20 protein-coding genes are annotated in these 20682 nt (G+C 52.8%); 13 read left to right on the plus strand and 7 right to left on the minus strand.

Features of this window, described 5'->3' with window-relative positions:
• Positions 1-93 precede the first annotated feature (93 nt).
• Positions 94-360: a hypothetical protein gene (locus tag H6F67_RS09240; protein WP_190765571.1), complete on the plus strand. Its 267-nt coding sequence runs from the start codon at positions 94-96 to the stop codon at positions 358-360.
• A 48-nt stretch (positions 361-408) separates the two neighbouring features.
• Here H6F67_RS09240 and H6F67_RS09245 read toward each other — a convergent pair whose 3' ends face one another.
• Positions 409-549, minus strand: coding sequence for a hypothetical protein (locus H6F67_RS09245; protein ID WP_190765573.1), 141 nt, complete (start codon positions 547-549; stop codon positions 409-411).
• 41 nt (positions 550-590) lie between these two features.
• Between H6F67_RS09245 and H6F67_RS09250 the strand changes: the two genes are divergently transcribed.
• Positions 591-1184, plus strand: a complete 594-nt coding sequence (locus H6F67_RS09250; protein ID WP_190765575.1) for a MarC family protein — start codon at positions 591-593, stop codon at positions 1182-1184.
• On the opposite strand, the gene hpxZ is transcribed toward H6F67_RS09250, so the two are convergent.
• Entirely contained in the window at positions 1170-1544 is a 375-nt protein-coding gene (hpxZ, locus tag H6F67_RS09255) for an oxalurate catabolism protein HpxZ (RefSeq protein WP_190765577.1), read from the minus strand. The two genes, H6F67_RS09250 and hpxZ, sit on opposite strands and share 15 nt — an antisense overlap.
• A 70-nt stretch (positions 1545-1614) precedes the next feature.
• On the opposite strand from hpxZ, the gene H6F67_RS09260 reads away from it, so the two are divergent.
• On the plus strand, positions 1615-2202 hold the full coding sequence (locus tag H6F67_RS09260; protein ID WP_190765579.1) for a molybdenum cofactor guanylyltransferase: 588 nt from the start codon (positions 1615-1617) through the stop codon (positions 2200-2202).
• 1 nt (position 2203) lies between these two features.
• On the opposite strand, the gene H6F67_RS09265 is transcribed toward H6F67_RS09260, so the two are convergent.
• The gene (locus H6F67_RS09265) at positions 2204-2830 is read right to left on the minus strand and encodes a TetR/AcrR family transcriptional regulator (RefSeq protein ID WP_190765581.1); all 627 of its coding nucleotides are present in this window, start codon (positions 2828-2830) and stop codon (positions 2204-2206) included.
• Positions 2831-2922: 92 nt separating this feature from the next.
• On the opposite strand from H6F67_RS09265, the gene H6F67_RS09270 reads away from it, so the two are divergent.
• Together H6F67_RS09270 and H6F67_RS09275 are read left to right on the plus strand one after the other, a co-directional pair.
• Entirely contained in the window at positions 2923-3369 is a 447-nt protein-coding gene (locus H6F67_RS09270; protein WP_190765583.1) for a DUF5367 family protein, read from the plus strand.
• 142 nt (positions 3370-3511) lie between these two features.
• The gene (locus tag H6F67_RS09275; protein ID WP_190765585.1) at positions 3512-3955 is read left to right on the plus strand and encodes a hypothetical protein; all 444 of its coding nucleotides are present in this window, start codon (positions 3512-3514) and stop codon (positions 3953-3955) included.
• A 209-nt stretch (positions 3956-4164) separates the two neighbouring features.
• Here the strand turns inward: H6F67_RS09275 and H6F67_RS09280 are convergent, their stop codons facing one another.
• From H6F67_RS09280 to H6F67_RS09290, 3 genes are all read right to left on the minus strand, one after another.
• On the minus strand, positions 4165-4668 hold the full coding sequence (locus tag H6F67_RS09280; protein ID WP_190765588.1) for a hypothetical protein: 504 nt from the start codon (positions 4666-4668) through the stop codon (positions 4165-4167).
• Positions 4669-4941: 273 nt separating this feature from the next.
• Positions 4942-6282 (minus strand): homoserine dehydrogenase, encoded by a 1341-nt coding sequence (locus H6F67_RS09285; protein WP_190765590.1) that lies wholly within the window; start codon positions 6280-6282, stop codon positions 4942-4944.
• 75 nt (positions 6283-6357) lie between these two features.
• On the minus strand, positions 6358-8304 hold the full coding sequence (locus tag H6F67_RS09290) for a response regulator (protein WP_190765592.1): 1947 nt from the start codon (positions 8302-8304) through the stop codon (positions 6358-6360).
• A 196-nt stretch (positions 8305-8500) separates the two neighbouring features.
• Between H6F67_RS09290 and rph the strand changes: the two genes are divergently transcribed.
• Positions 8501-9223: a ribonuclease PH gene (rph, locus tag H6F67_RS09295; protein ID WP_190765595.1), complete on the plus strand. Its 723-nt coding sequence runs from the start codon at positions 8501-8503 to the stop codon at positions 9221-9223.
• Between the two features lie 149 nt (positions 9224-9372).
• Here the strand turns inward: rph and H6F67_RS09300 are convergent, their stop codons facing one another.
• Positions 9373-10893 carry a CHRD domain-containing protein gene (locus tag H6F67_RS09300; RefSeq protein ID WP_199304325.1) on the minus strand — a complete coding sequence of 507 codons (1521 nt, stop codon included), beginning with the start codon at positions 10891-10893 and terminating at the stop codon, positions 9373-9375.
• A 1111-nt stretch (positions 10894-12004) separates the two neighbouring features.
• On the opposite strand from H6F67_RS09300, the gene dnaK reads away from it, so the two are divergent.
• From dnaK to H6F67_RS09335, 7 genes are all read left to right on the plus strand, one after another.
• Positions 12005-13912, plus strand: a complete 1908-nt coding sequence (dnaK, locus tag H6F67_RS09305) for a molecular chaperone DnaK (RefSeq protein ID WP_190765596.1) — start codon at positions 12005-12007, stop codon at positions 13910-13912.
• A 297-nt stretch (positions 13913-14209) separates the two neighbouring features.
• A complete protein-coding gene (locus H6F67_RS09310) occupies positions 14210-15805 on the plus strand; it encodes a mechanosensitive ion channel family protein (RefSeq protein WP_190765598.1) in 1596 nt (531 codons plus the stop codon).
• Between the two features lie 300 nt (positions 15806-16105).
• Positions 16106-16435, plus strand: coding sequence for a hypothetical protein (locus H6F67_RS09315; protein ID WP_190765601.1), 330 nt, complete (start codon positions 16106-16108; stop codon positions 16433-16435).
• A 192-nt stretch (positions 16436-16627) separates the two neighbouring features.
• Positions 16628-16957 (plus strand): hypothetical protein, encoded by a 330-nt coding sequence (locus H6F67_RS09320; RefSeq protein WP_190765603.1) that lies wholly within the window; start codon positions 16628-16630, stop codon positions 16955-16957.
• A 57-nt stretch (positions 16958-17014) separates the two neighbouring features.
• Entirely contained in the window at positions 17015-18526 is a 1512-nt protein-coding gene (locus tag H6F67_RS09325; RefSeq protein ID WP_190765606.1) for an AAA family ATPase, read from the plus strand.
• A 162-nt stretch (positions 18527-18688) separates the two neighbouring features.
• Positions 18689-19039: a DUF1257 domain-containing protein gene (locus tag H6F67_RS09330; protein ID WP_190765608.1), complete on the plus strand. Its 351-nt coding sequence runs from the start codon at positions 18689-18691 to the stop codon at positions 19037-19039.
• A gap of 153 nt (positions 19040-19192) precedes the next feature.
• Positions 19193-20680, plus strand: a complete 1488-nt coding sequence (locus tag H6F67_RS09335; protein WP_190765610.1) for an ATP-binding protein — start codon at positions 19193-19195, stop codon at positions 20678-20680.
• The last annotated feature ends 2 nt before the right edge of the window (positions 20681-20682 follow it).

Below are 20682 nucleotides of genomic sequence, written 5' to 3' on the forward strand. Positions count from 1 at the left end.
AAATCTTGTGCAGTTCTTGATATTTCAGATCCGTTTTTGTCACGTTTGTCCAGCCAGTTTCACTAGTTAGCAAGAAGATTTGGAGACGAACCGATGAGACTTGATCTTGAGCACACCAAAGACACACTCCACCAGTGCCCGCGCTGCTCGAAATATGCTTTAGTTCAGCGAGATGCAGACAAATTCTACTGCCTGTGGTGTCACTTCAATCGCGATGTTTCCGATTCAGGCGGAGCGATTTCTGCCGTTACAATCATTGCATTTTTCATCTTTTTGCTGCTGGTCGTTTCTTCTGCTTCAGAATCAAATTCACCTGCTCCAGTTCAGCCTGCTTTGCAAGAACAAGTTGTTTTTCCTTAAGCTCAATTTTGTGCAGCTTAATTTGCGTCTTTGCAGTCGCTTAATTTGTCAAAATCGATCGCCTGCTAACAGAAACTCGGCGATCGCCAGCATCATCTCGATCGTTTCTCCACCCGATCGCAGCCATTCATCCTCGCTTAAATGCAGAATCGATCGCGTTTCGGTCGCATCAGCAACGCCATGAACCAAGCTTTTCGATTACTGTATGAAGAAAGCTTGCCGAACTTGCTGTGAATACTTCTGTTTTCATTCAAACGTTTATTGCTGTGTTTGTGCTGGCCGACCCGCTCGGCAACGCGCCGATCTTTCTTGTCCTGACGAAAGGCATGGAGCAGGATCAGCGCAACAACGTGGTCGATCGCGCCTCGATCGTTGCCACCAGCGTTTTGCTCGTCTTTGCGTTCGCAGGCCAAACGCTGCTCAACTATTTGCACATCAGCACGGCATCGCTGGAAGTTGCAGGCGGTTTGCTGCTGCTGCTGATTGCGCTGGATATGCTCAATGGCGAGCTTGACGCGCCGATCGTTGAGCAAGAGCGCGATGTGGCGATTACGCCGCTTGCCCTGCCGCTGTTGGCTGGCCCCGGAACGCTCACGACCGTGATGCTGCTGATGTCTGACACACCAACGGCTCGCATCAGCGTTGTAGGCGGCATTGTGGCAGCGATGATTGTGACGTGGTTCATTGTGCGGCAGTCTTCACGGGTGGATAAGCTAATTGGGGCAGAAGGCGCAATTATTGCTACGCAGCTACTCGGCTTTTTGCTGGCGGCACTGGCGATCGAAATTGGCAGCGGCGGCATCCGCGAATTATTTTTCCAATAGCAGCGAAACATGAGCGCTCACGACCCGCCAACCTTGCAAAGTTCGCATCCAGGTTTGGCTTTGTCGTCCTTGTTTTCCAGCGCGATCGAATTCAGTATTCGCCGTCGCAAAATCTCGTCCGTAAGTGGTGATCACGGTGTTTTTGAGGGTGCGATCGAGATGGACGGGCAATCGTCCCTGCCGAAACGCCTTGATTTCGTCATAGCCATACAGATTCTCGGTTGCGCCATAGCGAATCGTGTGCGGAGACTGCCAGAACAGTTCATCCAAAACGGCAACATCGTTGCGAATTAAAGCCTGCTCGTAGCGATCGAACGCTGCTTGCACTTCCGCCACCACATCCGGCAAATTAATTTCCATTTCGCCTCTTCCCGCTTGCCCTAAGCTGTTGATATTGACTGGCTGTTGATATTGACTGAACCGAAGGCAAATGTCAAAGGTAGAAATTGCGGCGATCGTGCTGGCAGGCGGCCAAAGTTCGCGCATGGGGCAAGACAAAGCGCTGCTGGACGTGGACGGCGTTCCGCTCTTACGGCGCGTGTACGAGGTGGCGGCAAAATGCGCTCCGATCGTTTACGTGGTTACGCCTTGGCCGGAGCGCTATCGATCGCTTGCTCTGGGCTGCATCTGGCTGACCGAAACGCCGCTGCCGCATGAAACCACGCCGCATGGTCCCCTCGTCGGCTTCGCGCAAGGACTGGCACAAGTTGAAACCGATTGGGTGCTGCTGCTAGCTTGCGATCTGCCGCGCCTTCAAGCCGACGTGATTCAAGGGTGGATGGCTCACCTACCGGAAGATCGATCGATCGCTGCCGTTCTGCACCACAGCAAGAAAGGTTGGGAGCCGCTGTGCGGATTCTACAGGCGATCGTGCCTTCCTGCGCTCGAAAAGTACATTGCAGAAGGGAGGCGATCGTTTCAAGGCTGGCTGACAACGCAAACCGTTCTTGCCCTGCCGCTTGCTGAATCAGACATGCTGTTCAACTGCAACACGCCCGACGATTTAGTTCAGCCATAAGTTATGGAAAGTATGGCTTTAAGTAGGCCGCTAAAAGTTCTTTGGTCGCGTTGAGGACTTGCTGCTGAAAAGGGCGATCGCGAGTCAGTGAGAGAATTTCCAGCGCACTTGCCACTTCAACGCTGACGGTTGCAAGCAGATCGACTTGAGCGCGATCGAGCGTTGAATTTCTGACAGCAAAAATCGCCGATAGCTGCTGAGCAATCTCCTGATTAAAGGCATTTTCCATTGCCAAAACTTCTGGTGAAACAAGGCGCGACTGCACAAAGACAACGCGAAAGGCCGGATTTGCGCTGACAAATCGATCGAACCCGTCCACCAGTTCACCGATATACGCTTCGATCGACATCTGCATCATTTCCTCAGAATGCAGCGCGGTAAACAGATCGCGAAGCTGATTTTGGTAGCGATCGACCAGCGCTTCAAAAACCGCCAGCTTGTCTGGAAAAAAGCGATACAGTCCGCCGACTGACGTATCGGCTTGTGCCGCAATCTCGTCGGCTGTCACTGAGTCGAAACCGCGATCGGCAAAGAGTTCGGCGGCAGCGTCAAGGATGCGATCGAAGCGATCGCGACTTCTGGCCTGTTTTGGAATTCGCCAGCGCGGATGCGGCAGTGCTTTAGTCATAGCGCTTGACAAAAGCGAGAATTTTCTCGTATTTTGAAGATGCGAGGTAAACCTCGCGTTTCAAATTGATGGAACATTCAGGAGCATATCTGATGGAAACTGCAACTGTAACGCATGACGCGATCAGCCGCCCCAAGCAAATCCGCTACGGATTCTTTTGTGCAATGGGCGTTTTGGTTTGGCTCAGTGCAACGCTGGTGCTGCGCTTGTGGGGACAATATTTTTTCATTCCCGAAAGCCGCCTGAGCATGGGTGGAATGTTTCTGTTTTCGATCGCTTTTTTGCCGCCGCTGATTTATTTCTTCCTGCAAAAAGTACAGCCTCAACAGCAACTTGAAGCACTGCTTTGGCTATCCATTCCCTCGATGCTGCTCGATGTGGACACGACATATTTCTTCGCTCAGGCTTTTCCGAATCTGTCACCTGCTGCTGTTGGTGCGTTTGCAGCGTGGCTGCTGTGGAGCTACGCGATCGTGCTAATCACCGGATTGGCAATGAGTCGATCGCTAAGCGCTCCCGGTACGGTATTACGTCCTTAAAAAGCTTCACAGGCGATTTACCCGGACGTGGAACGATCGCCTGTGAAGCTTGTCTAAAGCTTCAACCTGAAAGAGCCGATCGACGGAATCGATATGTTAACGTCGATCGACGCGCTTGTTGAGACGATCGGGAGTCACCTGCATGAAAAGAACCTGCTGCCTTGTCGCGCTGTCGCTGTTGTCCGTTTTGTGTCTGCCTGCATTGGCTCAAGAAACCAGTTCCCAACTGAGTGCCGCCAGCTTGCCCGATCGCCCTGCCACCGAAGATAATGCTCAACTCCTCGGTCACTGGGTTGCCAACAACGGCTCCACACACTATTACTTCGGTCAAGATGAAGTCATCATCGTCAACGAACTGCGGCGGCGCGACAATTCGATCGTTCAGCACAAGCAAAAACTCGCCTACGCCATTACTGCCGTTCAAGGCGACTGGATACAGCTTGAACTGCAAACGCCGCTCGACTGGGCAGAAATCCGCTTCCTGCGATTGGCCGACGACAGACGATCGCTCACCGAACTGATGGAGGTGATGGGGCACTCGTTCCGCAATCAGTGGACTTACGTCAGCGATCGCCAGCAGCCCTAAAGTGTGTCTTGAAAGACATTGATCCTCCCCACCCTCCTTCATAAGGAGGGTACCAAACCACCCCTCAAAGTCCCCCTTCTCAAGGGGACAGGGGGATCTCCCCAAGCCAATCTAACGATTAGAAAGTTTTCAAACGCATCCTAGAATGATCCTTTTGTCTGCTCGCACGATCGCCTGTCAAAAGCGATCGCCAGCCGAACCTGACACAGTTATCGGGGCAGATCCGGGCAAACAAATTCTTCTTCCACTGGAGTCAGCGTAACTTCTTCTGACTCGTTCGTGCGTAGCAAACGCCTGTTTAAACGCAGCGAGGTGTTGGTCAGTTCTACAATTTCTGCGGTGTAAGCAGGGCTGCCATTCTCGCTGACTTGCAGCACTCTAGGCGTTTCTTTATCCACTGTCCAGCCATAGATGCCATAAGTTTCTGTACAAGAAGTTTGTAGCAGTGTGCCGTTTGGCAAGAAGACATAAATTGTGTTGGATGCCGGATTGGAGGACGCATCCGTGACACGCCAAATTTTGCTGAACAGAATCGTTAAATCAGCGTCAGCAGCAGTTTGAGACGGAGTGGTTTGAGCGGTGGTTGGAGTAGGTGAAGTGGTGGATTGAGCGACGGTATTGTTAGAAGTTGGGCTGACAGATTGAGTGCAGCCAATTAGCCCAGCAACTAACACGCTGAGAACGAGCAGTAGTCGAGACTGACGTTTAATCATTTGAAATTTCCTCAAGTAGATTGACACCTAGCAAGATTGCTACGGTTAAAAACCGATTTGAAAAGCGCAGAATCGATCGCCAGAAGCCTCTATGCAAAGCAGAAACGAGGACTTTACTAAGCGATCGTGACTTCTCAAACAGTCCTAATTAGTGTCACTATCGGTATGAAGTTTAACATCTTACTTTGGTTCCATAGCCTATTTGAAATTTTCTCAAACTGTCAGGCTGCTGATATCAATCGTCCTGATAACCTAGCAGTTTGTGTTACCTTGCTACAAAACGCGCAAGACGCTGGGAATGCTGTCGATCGCCTCAAAGTCTTCAATTTCTTTTAACGCCTGTCGGAAGTTGCCTTCGCGGACGGTGTGCGTGACGACGACGATTTCTGCTAGATTATCGCGCATTCCGGTTTGCACGATCGATTCAAGGCTCACGTCATGCTGACCAAAGCAGGTTCCCAGTTTGCCAATTACGCCCGGAGAATCTTGCGTCAGAACGCGAGCATAAAAGCGGGTTTCAAGTTCGGTTAAGGGAGCGATCGAGTAGGCAGACGAGTGCGATCGCGCCATCAAAGGATCGAGAATTGGCGTGTTTTCCAGTTGAGTTGCCGAACCGCGATCGTGGTGTCCCGGAACGGTATCGACTTTCAAAATGGCGGCGATGTTGAGAATATCCGAGACAACCGCGCTGGCGGTGGGACCTGCTCCGGCTCCGGGGCCAAAAAACATCACCTGTCCGATCGGGTCGCCTTCGATCAAAATCGCGTTGTAGACTTCGTTGACGCTGGCAAGGGGATGGATTTTATCAACTAGCGTCGGGTGAACGCGAACCTGAAGCTGCATTGCAGAATTAGTCAGGTCGCGCTTGGCGATCGCGAGCAGCTTGATCACAAATCCGAGCTTGTCAGCATACGTGATGTCCGTTGCCGTCACTTGGCGGATGCCTTCGCAGTGCACTTCCGATCGCTTGATCCGCCCGCTAAACGCCAGCGCAGCCAAAATCGATATTTTATCGGCAGCGTCGAGTCCATCCACATCCGCAGTTGGATCGGCCTCGGCGTAACCCAAGCGCTGAGCATCTGCAAGAATCTCGGCAAAGTCGCCGCCCTCGTGCTGCATTCGGCTCAAGATGTAGTTGGTTGTGCCGTTGATGATGCCTGTGACGGTGTGGATGCGGTTCGCGCAAAGCGATCGCTTCAGCGGCTCAATGACCGGAATGCCACCACCAACAGCCGCTTCGAGCAGCACATAAACGCCTGCCTGACGCGCGGCCTCGAAAATTTCATCGCCAAATCGAGCGATCGCCGCTTTGTTCGCCGTCACAACATGTTTGCCCTGCGCGATCGCCTGAAGCATCAGAGTTCTCGCAGGCTCTAAGCCGCCCATCACCTCAACGACAATATCGACTGCGGGATCGGTGACGATCGATTCCAAGTCAGTCGTGATTCGATCAGCGGGCAAGTCAACCGCGCGGGGTTTGTCGATCGATTGCACGCCGACACGATGCAGTTCGATGTCTTGCAGCAGCGGATGACGCTGGCTGGGATTGAGCAAAATTTGTGCGGTTCCGGTTCCAACCGTTCCCAATCCAAGCAGGCCGACCTTAAACGCCACGATTGCTATCTCCTACACTTCACACTCAATTATTGTAGGGGGGCGATGGCTTCGCCGCCTTCGAGCGATTCGGGTTCACTGCAACTTGAGAAGCTGCGCGATCGCGGCGATCAGGCGATCGGGATCAACAGGTTTCGGCAAATGCTGCTGAAATCCGGCCTGCACTGCTTTCTGGGCATCCTCCTCGCGAGCGTATGCCGTCAGCGCGATCGCAGACAACCGATCGCGATTCGGCAGAGCGCGAATTTGCCTCATCAAAGCATAGCCATCAGTTTCGGGCATTCCCACATCGCTAATCAGCAGATCCGGCTGAAACTCGCCAAGTGCGGCGATCGCAGCGGCAGCAGAATCGGCAGCGATCACTTTGGCTCCATGCCCTTTGAGCAGCAGTTGCAGAAAATCTCGTGAATCGAGTTCGTCGTCCACAATCAGGATGCGGCGGCCAGCGAGAAATTGGAGGTTCGGAGATTCGGCTTGGGAGTGGAAGGTCAGCGGAATTAAGTTGGACTTGAGCGACAGAGTAATGGTGAAGGTTGCGCCCTGGCCTGCTCCCAAACTGGCAGCGGAAATTGTGCCGCCGTGCAGTTCGACCAAGTGACGGACGATCGCCAGTCCCAACCCTAAGCCCCCGTGCGATCGACTGATTGATGCATCTTCCTGACAAAAATACTCAAACACATGCGGCAGAAAAGCGGCAGGAATGCCGATGCCTGTGTCAGAAACGATAATTTGAGCTTGAGGAGTCGAGCCTTGAGGATCTTCGATCGCCTCCAGCCGAATTTCCACTCGTCCTCGGTTCGGCGTGAACTTGATCGCATTGGAAAGCAGATTCCACATGACTTGCTGTAGCCGATTGGGATCGCCGGGGATTGCGGGAATCGATCGATCGAAACTCGTTTCAATTACGATCGATTTGGCTTCGGCAGCAAAGCGCATCGTGTCGATCGCCGCTGCGATGCAGTCGATCAAATTGACCGATTCAACGTTGAGTGACAGTTTGCCCTGCATGATGCGCGAGACATCCAGCAGATCCTCGACCAGTTGCGTTTGCAGGCGGGCGTTGCGCTCGATTGTTTTGAGGGCGCGGAGGGTCGAAACTTCGTCGTATTTGCGGGTTTGCAAGAGTTTTGCCCAGCCCAAAATCGGGTTGAGCGGCGATCGCAATTCGTGCGACAAAACCGCCAGAAATTCATCTTTGATGCGGTTGAGTCGGCTGAGTTCTCTTGTTTGATGCCGCAAGGCTTCTTCGGCCAAACGGCGATCGGTCGTGTCGCGCACCACACCGATCATCCTGATTGCTTCACCGCGATCGTTGCGGTAGACGCGACCTTTGCTAGCCAGCCAGTGAACGCTGTCATCCGGCCAAACCACGCGAAATTCCACGTCATAATCGCTGTTTTGCTCGATCGCCCGATCGATCGCGTATTGCACCATCGCTTGATCGTCCGGATGCACCTGCGCTAAGAAATCAGCGTAGGTTCGATCGCGCGTGGGTTCAGCGCCAAATAAGCCGACCTGATTGTAAGACCAGGTGACACGATCGCCCGCAACATCCCAATCCCAAAAGCCAAGTTCGGCGGCTTCCATTGCCAAGCGAAACTGTTCTTCCGATGCTTTCAGCGCCAGCATTGCCGCTGCATAGTCGCGCTGCATCTGCTGCTTCAAGATGGCTTCGCGCACGGCGATCGCCAAACGGTGAAACGGCTGGCGCTTCGGCAAATAGTCGCTCAAGCCTTGCTTCATGCCCAAAACGGCGACTTCTTCGTTGCCGCTGTCGGTGAACATAATCACCGGACAATCGGGATAGCGCGTTTTGACCACTGTTAAAACTTCCAGGCCGTTGCTCCAGCGCAACTGATAGTCTGTGATGACTAAATCAAGTTGATCGGTTGCCAGTTGCGCGAAGAAAGAATCGGAATCGATCGCTGCCAAAATTTCAAGGTCGGAAAAGGCCTGTTGCAGTTCGCGAATGACCAAGAGGCGATCGTTCGGATTGTCATCGAGCAAAAGAATACGGAGCATCGCAGCCTTGGCGCATCAGCCATCCTTCCTACTGTACAAGAATTGGATGAAATCGTTGAAAACGCCTTGCGTTTAGAAGCAGTATGAAGATCAAGGGTCAGCCTCAGCGTCGATCGTGCTGCACCCGTTTTAGCCGATCCCCGATCCTCGACTGCCGACACCCTTGTATTCTGAAAAGGGCATTGAGGCAAAAATCATGGCTTGGTCACGTCCCGATCGTCGTCGCGCCGATCAGTTGCGATCGATTCGGTTTGAGCGGCAGTTCACGCGCTTTGCGGCAGGATCAGTGTTGACGCACTGCGGCGATACGCAGGTGTTGTGTACCGTGACGGTGCAGCCCTCTGTGCCGCGATTTCTGGTGGGCAGCGGCAAAGGCTGGCTGACAGCGGAATATCGAATGCTGCCCGGAGCCACGCCGCAGCGACAAGAGCGCGAATTTATGAAGCTTTCTGGCCGCACTCAGGAAATTCAGCGGTTGATTGGCCGCAGTTTGCGATCGACGCTTGATTTCGAGCTGCTGGGCGAACGCACCTTGCTGGTGGATGCGGATGTGCTGCAAGCCGACGCTGGAACGCGCACCACGTCAATTACCGGAGGCTTTGTTGCCCTCAGCGATGCGATCGCCAAGCTGATTGAGCAGGGAGAACTGGCGCGATCGCCGATTCGCCATTCGATCGCGGCGGTCTCGGTGGGACTGCTGGAAAATGAAGCGTTTCTCGACCTGAATTATCTAGAAGATGTCGCCGCCGATGTGGACTTGAATGTGGTGATGAATCAAGACCTCAAACTGATTGAAATTCAAGGCACAGCCGAAGCCGAAAGCTTTAGCCGTCAGCAGCTTAATCAAATGCTGGATCTGGCTGAAACGGGAATTTCCGAATTATTAATGGCTCAACGTCACGCCTTAGAATCTGCGTAATTTGAAATTCGATCGCTTCCCCGATAGGTTTTTCCCCTCACCCTAAATCCCTCTCCCATTGGGAGAGGGACTTCCATCCGGTTCCCCTTCTCCCCAAGGGAGAAGGGGTTAGGGGATGAGGGCAAAGCTCTCAACGCAGCGCGATCGACTTAAACGAACTTCACCACGTTCTTGTTGAGATTGATTCGGTTTTCTCCGGTCGGGAAGCCTGCTCGACCATCACCATCCACATCCATGTTGCTGTGAATGTTGACGTACATGTTGCCAGAGAGCAAGGCGGCTTGTTCTTCGGGCGTCAGCTTAAACTGACCGGAAATTGTGCCCGATTTGGCATCTGTCGCGGTGTTGTTGATAAAGCGAACGACAGTGGCATCCGCAAAGTTGCCGCGATCGTCGCCTGCTGGACTAAAGTGCAAATGCGTTCCCGTCCGAGCGTTGCCCTCAGAATCTTGAGATACGGCCAAGAAGCCATTCACCAGGGCTTGCGGATTGGCACCGTTCAAGATGCGGGCTTTGGGATCGATCGTCGTTTCGCCCTGGCTAAACAGCGGAGCACCGTCGAAGTTCTTGTAAGAACCTGTCAGCTTCATCACGCCGTCCTTCAGTTCCGTTTGCACTTCGCTGGTTCCCGGACTGTCGGTGGCAAAGGGAAACTCTGTTCCGCCGCCGCCCGTCGCTTTTTCAAACCGGAAGCCATCGTTGCCCAAGAAGAGGAAGTCGTTGCCGCCACCACTAATCAGGCGATCGCTGCGGCGCGACCCGTTCAATTGTCCATCACCCCTTTGAGTGGCAAAGAAGCGATTTGTGATTCGACTGTCGGAGTTGAGCGCTTGCAACTGACCGGGATCGAGCGCACGGAAGTTCTTCTCGCTGATTGTGTCAGCTTTGGTGAAGGTCAGCGAGGCGAGGACGTGGCCGTTGCGCTTGTCGATGATCAGCGTGTTGGCAACGTTGTCGGTCGGCTGATTCACGCCTGCACGGTTGGCGTTTGTGCCCTGCTGGATCGAGATATCGTTGACGGAGATGCCTTCACCCAAAACCAGGAAGTCATTGGCAGCATCAAAGTCGAAAATGCGGTTGGTCGTTTCTTGCCCCAGCACGATCGCGTCTTTTCCGGTTCCGGTTGTGATCGTGTTGAAGCCGCGACCTGTACCCATAATCACATCGCTGCCGCGACCGGAAATCACCGTGTTCGTGCCACCACCCGGATCGAGGATGTCACCGCGACTGGCGATCGCTCGCGTACCAAGCTTGAGCGCCGAAGTTTTGCCGACTTGTTTGCCATCCAAACCGCGACCTGTCTGCGCTGCTTCCATCGAGACATGCGTGATTTGACCGAAATTCTTGGCCGTGTGGTCGTGTTCGTCAAGCGGATTAGATCCGCTAGGCGGCGCGACGCTCTGACGATTGGCACTGCAAGTACACAAGGCTGTGCCTGCGTTCTGGCAAGTTCCCATCGGCTTAGAATCGTCTACTCCGGAGTTTTGCGAGGCGACTGCTTTGGCAGGCGAATTCGTCACCGCTTGATTCAGGTTGCTGTTCAAATCGGTGGCTAAAATGGCTGCACCTTGCGATTCAGACAGCGGCGAATTGGCATTGGGGGTGCTAGCAGTTCCCAAATCAGCAGCAGTAGTTTGGGTCTGAGTTTGGTCTTTGCGATCGAATTCCATAAGTCTCCTTGAGTGACAATTCAATCAACGGTTGACAGTCGTTGTCTTGAGTAAGGCAAGCGATCGATTCCAATTTGTAGAACATGAATGCAGCACTGGTTTGGCGCATTAAGACAGCATTTCGCGCGGCTCATTCGCCGTTTTCTGTCTGAATTTGAGCAGTGGTAGAAGATAGATGCGGCGAACAAATCTGGCTTCAATTGGCGCTGATGCAGCTTAGGAAGTTAAGGGGAAAACGGGTAGAGCAATTGCAATCAGGCAATGAATTTGAGCGCCAAGTGATTGTGATGCAGGTCTAACTGAAATCGCACAAACGGAAGATCGGTCAACGAATGCGTTGCCTCAATCACTGCATGTTCTAATTAATGGAAAAATCGCTCGCTTGAACCTCACTATACTCACCCAAATTGCAGGTGTCAAATATTTGGTGCTGTTCTAGCTTGATATTTCTGATTTGAAAAGCAAAACTGAAAATTCCTAAAACGCTCACTGTCACAAGGGTTTCACGCGATCGCGCTGTCCAAGATTAAATCTACAATTTCTGGATGATGACTGAATTAACTCAAATTTTTCTGTAATTAGAACCAGTTGCAAGGATTGGTTCTAATTATTTGTGCCTATACTGGGTTTGGATGGTAATCTGATGTCAAAAAAGTACAGAACAGATAGCTTGATTTGAGTTTCTCGTGATTCGATCGATCCTCACTACTCAAAGGAAATTAAAGACGATCGTTCCTTTCGCGCTTGAAAGATGCATCAGTTGCTGAAGCGATCGACTTTCCCAGGCAGATGCTCGGAAAAACAACAGCCAGACGGCAACCCGCCCCAGCATTTACGGTTCGCCCCAATGTGCAAAAGCGAACTGATTTTTACACTGAGGACATTGGTAGCAGAGATGTACCTCCCTGAATGCCAGTGCCGATCGCTGCAACCGTCCTACCGCTGGTTCGGTAAATCCCACTTATGCGGTGGAGCGGAAATCAGCAGTATATAGAGTGGTGCTGCATTCACAAAATCGATCAGCAACACTTTTCGGTCTTTGCCGAGGGACGTGCGCCTAACGGTCATCGAAGCCAGATTTGTCTGAAAGAACTGGAGCAAAATTAGAAACATGGCTAAAGTAGTTGGAATTGACTTGGGAACAACCAATTCATGCGTGGCAGTAATGGAAGGCGGCAAGCCGACTGTGATCGCCAACGCTGAGGGTTTTCGCACAACGCCCTCGGTTGTTGCTTATGCAAAAAATGGCGATCGACTGGTCGGACAAATTGCCAAGCGTCAAGCCGTGATGAACCCCGACAACACCTTTTACTCGGTGAAGCGGTTCATCGGTCGTCGCTTTGATGAAGTCAGCAACGAGCTAACGGAAGTTTCCTACAAAGTCCTCAACGTCAACGGCAACGTCAAGATCGACTGTCCGGCAGCGGGCAAGCAGTTCGCCCCGGAAGAAATCTCCGCGCAAGTGCTGCGTAAGCTGGTTGAAGATGCCAGTAAGTATTTGGGTGAAACCGTCACGGAAGCCGTGATCACGGTTCCCGCCTACTTCAACGACTCGCAGCGGCAAGCCACCAAGGACGCAGGCAAGATCGCGGGTATTGAAGTCAAGCGGATCATTAACGAACCGACCGCAGCTTCGCTCGCATACGGTTTGGACAAGAAAACAAACGAAACCGTACTCGTATTTGACTTGGGTGGCGGTACGTTTGACGTATCGATTCTGGAAGTCGGTGACGGCGTGTTTGAAGTGCTGGCAACGTCGGGTGACACGCACCTAGGCGGTGACGACTTCGACAAGAAAATCGTGGACTTCCTGGCCGAAGAATTCCGCCGCAGTGAAGGCATCGACCTCCGCAAGGACAAGCAAGCGCTGCAACGTCTGACGGAAGCGGCTGAAAAAGCCAAAATCGAACTGTCGAGCGTGACGCAAGCGGAAATCAACTTGCCCTTCATTACGGCAACGCAAGACGGGCCGAAGCACCTCGACACGACCTTGACCCGCGCCAAGTTTGAAGAGCTTTGTGCTGACTTGATCGATCGCTGCCGCGTCCCCGTTGAAGCCGCGCTGCGCGACTCGAAACTCGACAAGAGTGCGATCGATGAAGTCGTTCTCGTCGGTGGTTCCACCCGGATTCCTGCCGTGCAAGAACTCGTCAAGCGCACCTTGGGCAAAGACCCCAACCAAACCGTCAACCCGGATGAAGTGGTTGCGGTCGGTGCAGCCATCCAAGCGGGCGTGCTGGCAGGCGAAGTCAAAGACATCCTGCTGCTTGACGTGTCGCCGCTCTCGCTGGGCGTCGAAACTCTGGGCGGTGTGATGACCAAGATCATTCCGCGCAACACGACGATCCCGACCAAGAAGTCGGAAACCTTCTCGACCGCTGCCGATGGTCAGTCGAACGTGGAAATTCACGTCCTGCAAGGTGAGCGTGAAATGGCGAGCGACAACAAGAGCCTGGGAACCTTCCGCCTCGACGGTATTCCTCCCGCGCCGCGCGGTATTCCGCAGATCGAAGTCACCTTTGACATCGATGCCAACGGTATCTTGAATGTCCGCGCCAAGGATAAAGGTACGGGCAAGGAGCAGTCGATCAGCATCACGGGTGCTTCGACTTTGCCGAAGGACGATGTGGAGCGGATGGTGCGCGAAGCCGAGCAAAACGCTTCCGCCGACAAAGAACGCCGCGAACGCATCGACCTGAAGAACCAAGCCGACTCGCTGGCCTACCAAACCGAGAAGCAGCTTAGCGAACTGGGCGACAAGGTTCCCGATGCTGACAAGACCAAGGTGGAAGGCTTGATCAAAGATCTGAAAGATGCAGTCGCTCAAGAAGACTTCGATCGCATGAAGTCCGGCATGAACGAGCTACAGCAAGCCTTCTACAGCATCAGCAGCAACCTCTATCAGCAAAGCGGCGGCCAAGCCCCCACAGGCGATGACTTCGCAGGCGGCGGCGACGCAGGCACAACCAGCAGCGGTGGCGATGATGTGATCGACGCTGACTTCACCGAAACCAAGTAGGTTTCATGGACGGAGGCGATCGATTTCGCCTCCATGAGATTGAGAAATTGAGAGAACAGGTGAATTTTGGAGCGGTCTGGCGATCGCTCCATTTTTTTGTTTAACCAAACCGACTGACGAATTTCAGATGAATGGTCGCGGCATGTCACGCATTGCTTCCACAAGCAGTTTGACCGCAACTCGATCGATACTGCCTGTAAATTTGATTAATCGGATAAATTCCACCTTAAGCCTGTTGAAATCAGCAGTTGGAATCGGCAATTGATAACTTGGATATCTCGTCTTTTAACAAACGCAATGCGAAATTTAATATCTTTGCGGTGGATGATTCGATCGATTAGCAAGGTGGCGATCGTGGTCTTGCTGATTTTGACTTTGGGATTGGCTCCTGCGATCGCGCAATCTGCTCAGGCTACCGTTGCTCTGGACGGACAAGTCCTCTTTGAAGTCAGCGGTTCTGGACAGTACAGCGCTCAAGATCGAGCGAATTTGATCAACCTGCAACTGCAAGATGCTATCCAATCTGCTCGTCCGATTCGCGTCCGAATTGAACAGCGCAACCAATCGCCAACTCTGCTGCTTAACGATCGCTACTTGCTCACAGTCACCCAGCAGGACGCAATTCCTGGCAGCACGCCGGATGAGCAAGCGGCAACTTGGGCACAGCAAATTCAAAATGCGGTTCGACAGGCGCAAGCAGAGCGCAGTCCAGTTTATTTGCGGCAAATGACGCTGCTCACGGTTGGAGTTGTCGTTGCTGCTGCGTTTCTCCACTGGCTGCTGGGCAGAATGCGAAATCAAGCGCTGCGATCGCTCCGACAGCGGTTTACGACTGCCGCAGAAACGCAATTAGAGTCGTCTTCACGTCCGCTCGAAGAACTGTTGAGGCTGCTGGTCGCGATCGCCCGCGTGGGACTGTGGACGATCGCCGCACTCTACATCACAAATTTGTTTCCCGTCACTCGCGCTTGGAGCTATCAGGTGACGGATGCGCTGAAATCAAGCTTCACTTCGCCCATCATCAGCTTGGGCAGAAACGCCTATTCCATCATTGATCTGCTGCTGCTTGCAGGTTTATTGTCTGGACTGATCGCACTAGCCGGAACGCTGACGAACTTGTTGCGATCGCGAGTGCTGCATCTGGCCGGACTCAGCCGAGGCGGACAGGAAGTAATTGCAATTTTAACTAAGTACAGTTTAATTACGATCGGCACGCTGATTGTTCTGCAAATTTGGGGACTTGATATTAGTTCGCTGACCATCTTAGCGAGTGCGTTAGGTGTAGGAATTGGCTTTGGCTTTCAAGATATTGCCAAAAACTTCGGCAGCGGTTTGGTGCTCATTGTGGAGCGTCCAATCCAAATTGGAGATTTTATTGAAATTGCTAACTTCAAAGGAACCGTAGAGCGAATTGGCGGACGCAGCACTGAAATCCGCACCCTCGACCATGTCTCAATTATCGTTCCAAACTCTCGCTTCTTAGAAGAAGAAGTGATTAACTGGAGCCATCGCAATCCGATTTCACGGCTGCATTTGCCTGTTGGCGTTGCCTTCAGTGCCGATCCGCAAACGGTTCGCTCTGCCCTAATTGAAGCAGCTCAAAGTCATCCTGAGGTGCTGAAAAATCCAGCACCGCAAGTTTTTTTTACAGGCTTTGGTGAAAGTGCGCTCAATTTCGATTTGCTGGTTTGGACAACAAAACCCAATCGACAATTTATTCTCAAAAGCGATTTGTACTTCCGCATTTTTGAAGTGCTGAAAGAGCGAGACATTCAAATTCCGTTTCCCCAGCGCGATCTACATTTGCGATCGAGTTCCCTGAATTCCCCTCAGCTTGAAGCGCTAATCATGCAGCAGTTGCAGCAACCTCCAAATGGAAGTCACTCTGAATAGCAGCGTTGCGTCAGTCCTGGAACTTGATATCTCAACGGATTCATAAGATGGTGCACTTAAGCGGATGCGATCGCCCACTGAAGGCAGCGTTGGAAAGGTCAGCAAAACGGTGGCAAACCTGAGCAGCTCAGTCGCAATTCGGTCAATACATTTGGTGAAACGGCCTAATACTAGCAAGCGTGGATGATCCAGCGCCTCGGCTGCCCGCACGCATTGCTATAGGCAATCGCTCGTTCACATACTACACTTGTATTACGGCAATGGCAGCATTTGCCACTTGATTACTAAAGGAGAAACAGGATGTACACACTCAGTCGCACCGCCACAACCGAAATGGAAGTTACCAGCATCCGGCTGGAACGCGAGCTAAAGGAAAAGCTGAAAGAGTTATCCGGCAATCAGGGCTATCAGGCATTGATTCGAGATGTGCTGTGGAACTATGTGCAGCAGCGATCGAGCGACTATCAGCCACAGATTGCCCGCGAGCAGATTCGAGCCAGCCTGGAAGCGATCGCCCAGCGAGAGGAACGTTGCGCCCTCACAGGCAAAGCCATTCGATCGCAAGAAAAGATGCTGCTTGGCTTTACGACAACGGGCGAACTGGTTCCCCTCGCTTCAGACAGCCTCTAGCCCATTTTGGCCGCACTCAAGACAGCGCGAGCCTGAGTGCGGCCAGTTGTTCTCACGAAAAATCAAGCATTTGAACTCTTTGTGTAAAGTAATGTAACAATAATGCTGTCATAGCAGCATACGGTCTTGACAGCCCCTTAACCTTCCAATTACTCTTGTCTGCATACCCGGGTATTCACCATGTAATCCGTTATGCAAGAGAAGCACAAAGTCACTCTATACCTGCCGCCAAACCTGCACCGTCAGCTAAAAATTCGAGCTGCGGTTGATGCGGAGGCGATGTCAGCGATCGCCCAGCGAGCCATCATTTTCTACCTCAATCATTCTGAGATTGTGGACGAAGTGGAAGCCGCTCACGGTCGCGCCCACCAGGTCTATAGTTGCCCTGAGTGTTCTACCTCTCTTGTGGTTCGCGACGGAGAAGCGATCGCCCTCGGTCAGCAACCTGGCCTGCTTGATGATGATTTGCCTGTTGATCACGCTGGCGATCAATCCGGCGAGCAAGCTCTCGTCTCGGTTTAGTCTCGGTTTTCGTTCCTCACTGCTTCGGCTGTCTGTTCTTGATGTAGGTCAATGGCAATGAAAGAAGAACTCAGCGTTCTAGTTCAAGCTCAATATCCGCTGATCTACCTCGTCACTTCCGAGGAAGAACGAGCAGAGCAGACGATCGCCACGATCGCTCAAACCAAATCCAAGCGCCGCGTCTACATCTGGACGATGACGCACGGCATTGTCGAATACGGCCAAGCCCGCACTCAAACACAGCACAACACCGTTTCGCCCGAAGCGGCGATCGAGTGGGCAATCCGGCAGCGCGAGCCGTCGATTTTTGTCTTCAAAGATTTACATCCGTTCGCAGATTCTCCCGCTGTCACCCGCTGGCTCAGAGATGCGATCGCCAGCTTCAAAGGCACGGAGAAAACCATTATTCTGATGTCGCCTGTCCAGCAGGTTCCGATCGAACTCGAAAAGGAAGTCGCCGTTCTTGACTTTCCCCTGCCGGACATGAGCGAACTCAATCAAGTTTTGACCAATCAACTTGATGCGTCGCGCACGAATCGCCGCATGGCAACCGAGACGCGAGAAAAACTGCTTAAGGCTGCGCTTGGTTTGACCCGCGATGAAGCGGAAAAAGTCTACCGCAAGGCACAGGTGACAGCCGGACGTTTGACCGAAGCTGAAGTGGATGTGGTGCTTTCGGAAAAGAAGCAACTGATTCGGCGCAACGGCATCCTCGAATACATCGAGGAAGATGAAACGATCGATTCGGTCGGCGGCTTGGAAGAACTCAAGCACTGGCTGAAGCAGCGATCGGGCGCTTTCACCGAACGTGCCCGCGAATATGGTCTGCCCCAGCCCAAAGGAATGCTGATTCTTGGCGTTCCCGGTTGTGGAAAGTCGCTAATTGCCAAGACGACTTCGCGCCTGTGGGGACTGCCTCTCTTGCGGCTGGATATGGGTCGCGTCTATGACGGCTCGATGGTGGGTCGATCGGAAGCCAACCTGCGAAACGCGCTCAAAACCGCAGAATCAATTTCACCGACGATTCTATTTATTGACGAAATTGACAAGGCGTTTGCAGGCAGCAGCGGATCAGCCGATTCCGACGGCGGCACGTCCAGCCGGATCTTCGGGTCGTTCCTCACCTGGATGCAGGAGAAAACTTCTCCGGTCTTCGTGATGGCAACGGCGAACCGAGTCGAACGGTTGCCCGGTGAGTTTTTGCGGAAGGGTCGCTTTGACGAATTGTTCTTCGTCGATTTGCCGAACCCGGAAGAGCGCAAAGAGATTTTCAGAATTCATTTGTCGAAACGACGGCGCGACATTGCTCGATTTGACCTCGATCAGCTTGTGAAAGTCTGCGATGGCTTTTCGGGCGCAGAAATCGAGCAGGCACTCGTGGCCGCGATGTATGAGGCTTTCGCGCAAGACCGCGAATTTACGCAGCTAGACATCATCGCCGCAATTCGAGCCACCTTGCCGCTGTCGAAGACAATGAGCGAACAGGTCACTGCCCTGCGGGACTGGGCGAATCAGCGAGCGAGACCTGCCGCCGCCTCCGTCGCTGAGTATCAGCGGATGGAGTTCTAACAGGCTTTCACTCCTGCTTCCCAACAGGAGGAAAGGCTAGCAAGTTGCTAGCAGTTTGACAAAATAGGCCGTATCAGGTTTGCCTTCCAACCGCTAAACCGATCGGTGTTCAAATGTAAACACGTTGTCTCTCTCAATCTCTTCTATCGGAGGAAATCCAAAATGTCTCACTTTAGCACTCTTCGCACCAAAATCACCGATGCCGAAATCCTCAAGGCTTCGCTGCGCGACCTGGGTATCAATGTGAAGACCGAAGCTGATGTTCGTGGCTACAACGGTCAGCGCGTCCGCTCGGATATCGTGGCAGTGTTGGAAGGCGAATATGATTTGGGCTGGTCGCGCAATGCCGATGGTTCGTTTGACTTGATCGCAGACCTTTGGGGTGTTGCCAAGAAGCACAACCAAACCGAACTGATCAACTCGATCAACCAGAAGTATGCAGTCAACAAGACCTTGGCTGAAGTCAAGCGTCCTGGCCTGCAAAACGCCAACGTCAAACTCGTGGTTCAGTAATCCACGTCTACAAGCGTTCCCAATTGACGGGCTGATCTCACAGATCAGCCCGTTTTTTGCTGCCAACTGACTTCCATTACCGCTAACCTGATAGGATGAAGAGACCCAATTCGCATCTATCTTGCGAATGGTCTTGGCGATCGAAGGCAGCTTATGAAGCAAATTCTGCTATGCCTAGAACCTTCAAACCTGCGGCAGGCGATCGCCCAATGGCTGCAAAACCACGAGTATCGATTAGTCGAAGGCACGATCGATTCTGCCTCGTTCGATTTGTGCCTGATTGATCGCCCCAGCCTCGATCGCGATCGTGTCTTGATTTTAGATCGGAAGCGGTCGGCATTCGAGCTTTTACCTGTGCTGCTAGTGTGTGATCAGCTTGAGTCGATCGATTTGCAGGGCGTAGACGACGTGATCAAGCTGCCGATCGACTGGCTGGAATTACAGGTGCGGCTGACGAATTTGCTGCAATCGCGGCAGTATTTGCAGGCGTTTCAAGCAGTGGAGCGCGATCGGGTGGATGCCGAATATGAATCGGTCTTTGCTGCGCTACAAGGCAATCATTTGGGATTGCAGCGATTGGTCGAGTCGAGCGTGATCGGATTTGTGATCGCCAACTTTCAAGGGCAGATTCTCGATGCCAATGATGCATTTCTCGCCCTGCTTGGCTACACACGCTCGGAACTGCGATCGGGTCAAGTCCGTTGGGATGTGCTGACACCGCCAGAATATCAAGAGCGCGATCGTCAAATTATTGAAGAACTGCGCGAGACCAGCATTTTTCGCGAGTATGAAAAAGAAATGCTGCACAAAAACGGCGATCGCGTCGTCATCCAAACGGGCGGAGCGCTGCTGAGTGAGGCTGAGGAAACTGTGATTTGCTTTGTTCTAGACGTAAGCGATCGCAAGCGGATCGAGGACGAGCGCCAGCAAGCGCTTCAGCAAGCCCAGGAAGTCAATTCACTGCGATCGCGGTTTGTGTCGCTGGTCACGCACGAGTTTCGCAATCCGCTCAATGTGATTTCGGGAACGACGCAACTGCTAGAGCGATATCCAGACTGGTCAGCGGAACGACGAGCGGATTGCTTTCGCCGCATTCAAGCAGCGATCGCTCGGATGCTGGAACTGCTCGACGATGTGCTGCTGATTAGTCGAGCCGAAGCAGGCAAGCTGAACTTTGCGCCTGCACCAGTAGCGATCGAGGCGTTTTGCGATCAGCTTGTTGAAGAATTCAAGCTGGGATCAGGCCGCGAACACCGCTTGATTTTCACCGTGCAGGGCGAGTGCGGCCAGCCTGCACTGGATGAAAAATTACTGCGTCTGATTTTGAGTAACCTAATCGCCAACGCGATTAAATATTCGCCGATCGGCAGCACGGTGACGCTGGAACTGATGGGACAACCCGAAGCGATCGCGTTTCGCATCCGCGACAGCGGCATTGGCATTCCGATCGAAGACCAGCCACGTTTATTTGAAGCATTCTTTCGAGCGCAAAATGTCGGCACAACTCCGGGAACCGGATTGGGACTGGCGATCGCCAAGCAAGCCGTTGAACTGCACGGCGGATCGATCGCGGTGGAGAGTGAAGCCAATCAAGGAACGACATTTACGGTACGACTGCCGATCGCAACAACGCCCAATTGATT

The sequence above is a fragment of the Microcoleus sp. FACHB-1515 genome (assembly GCF_014696105.1).
Classification (GTDB): domain Bacteria; phylum Cyanobacteriota; class Cyanobacteriia; order Elainellales; family Elainellaceae; genus JAAUTJ01.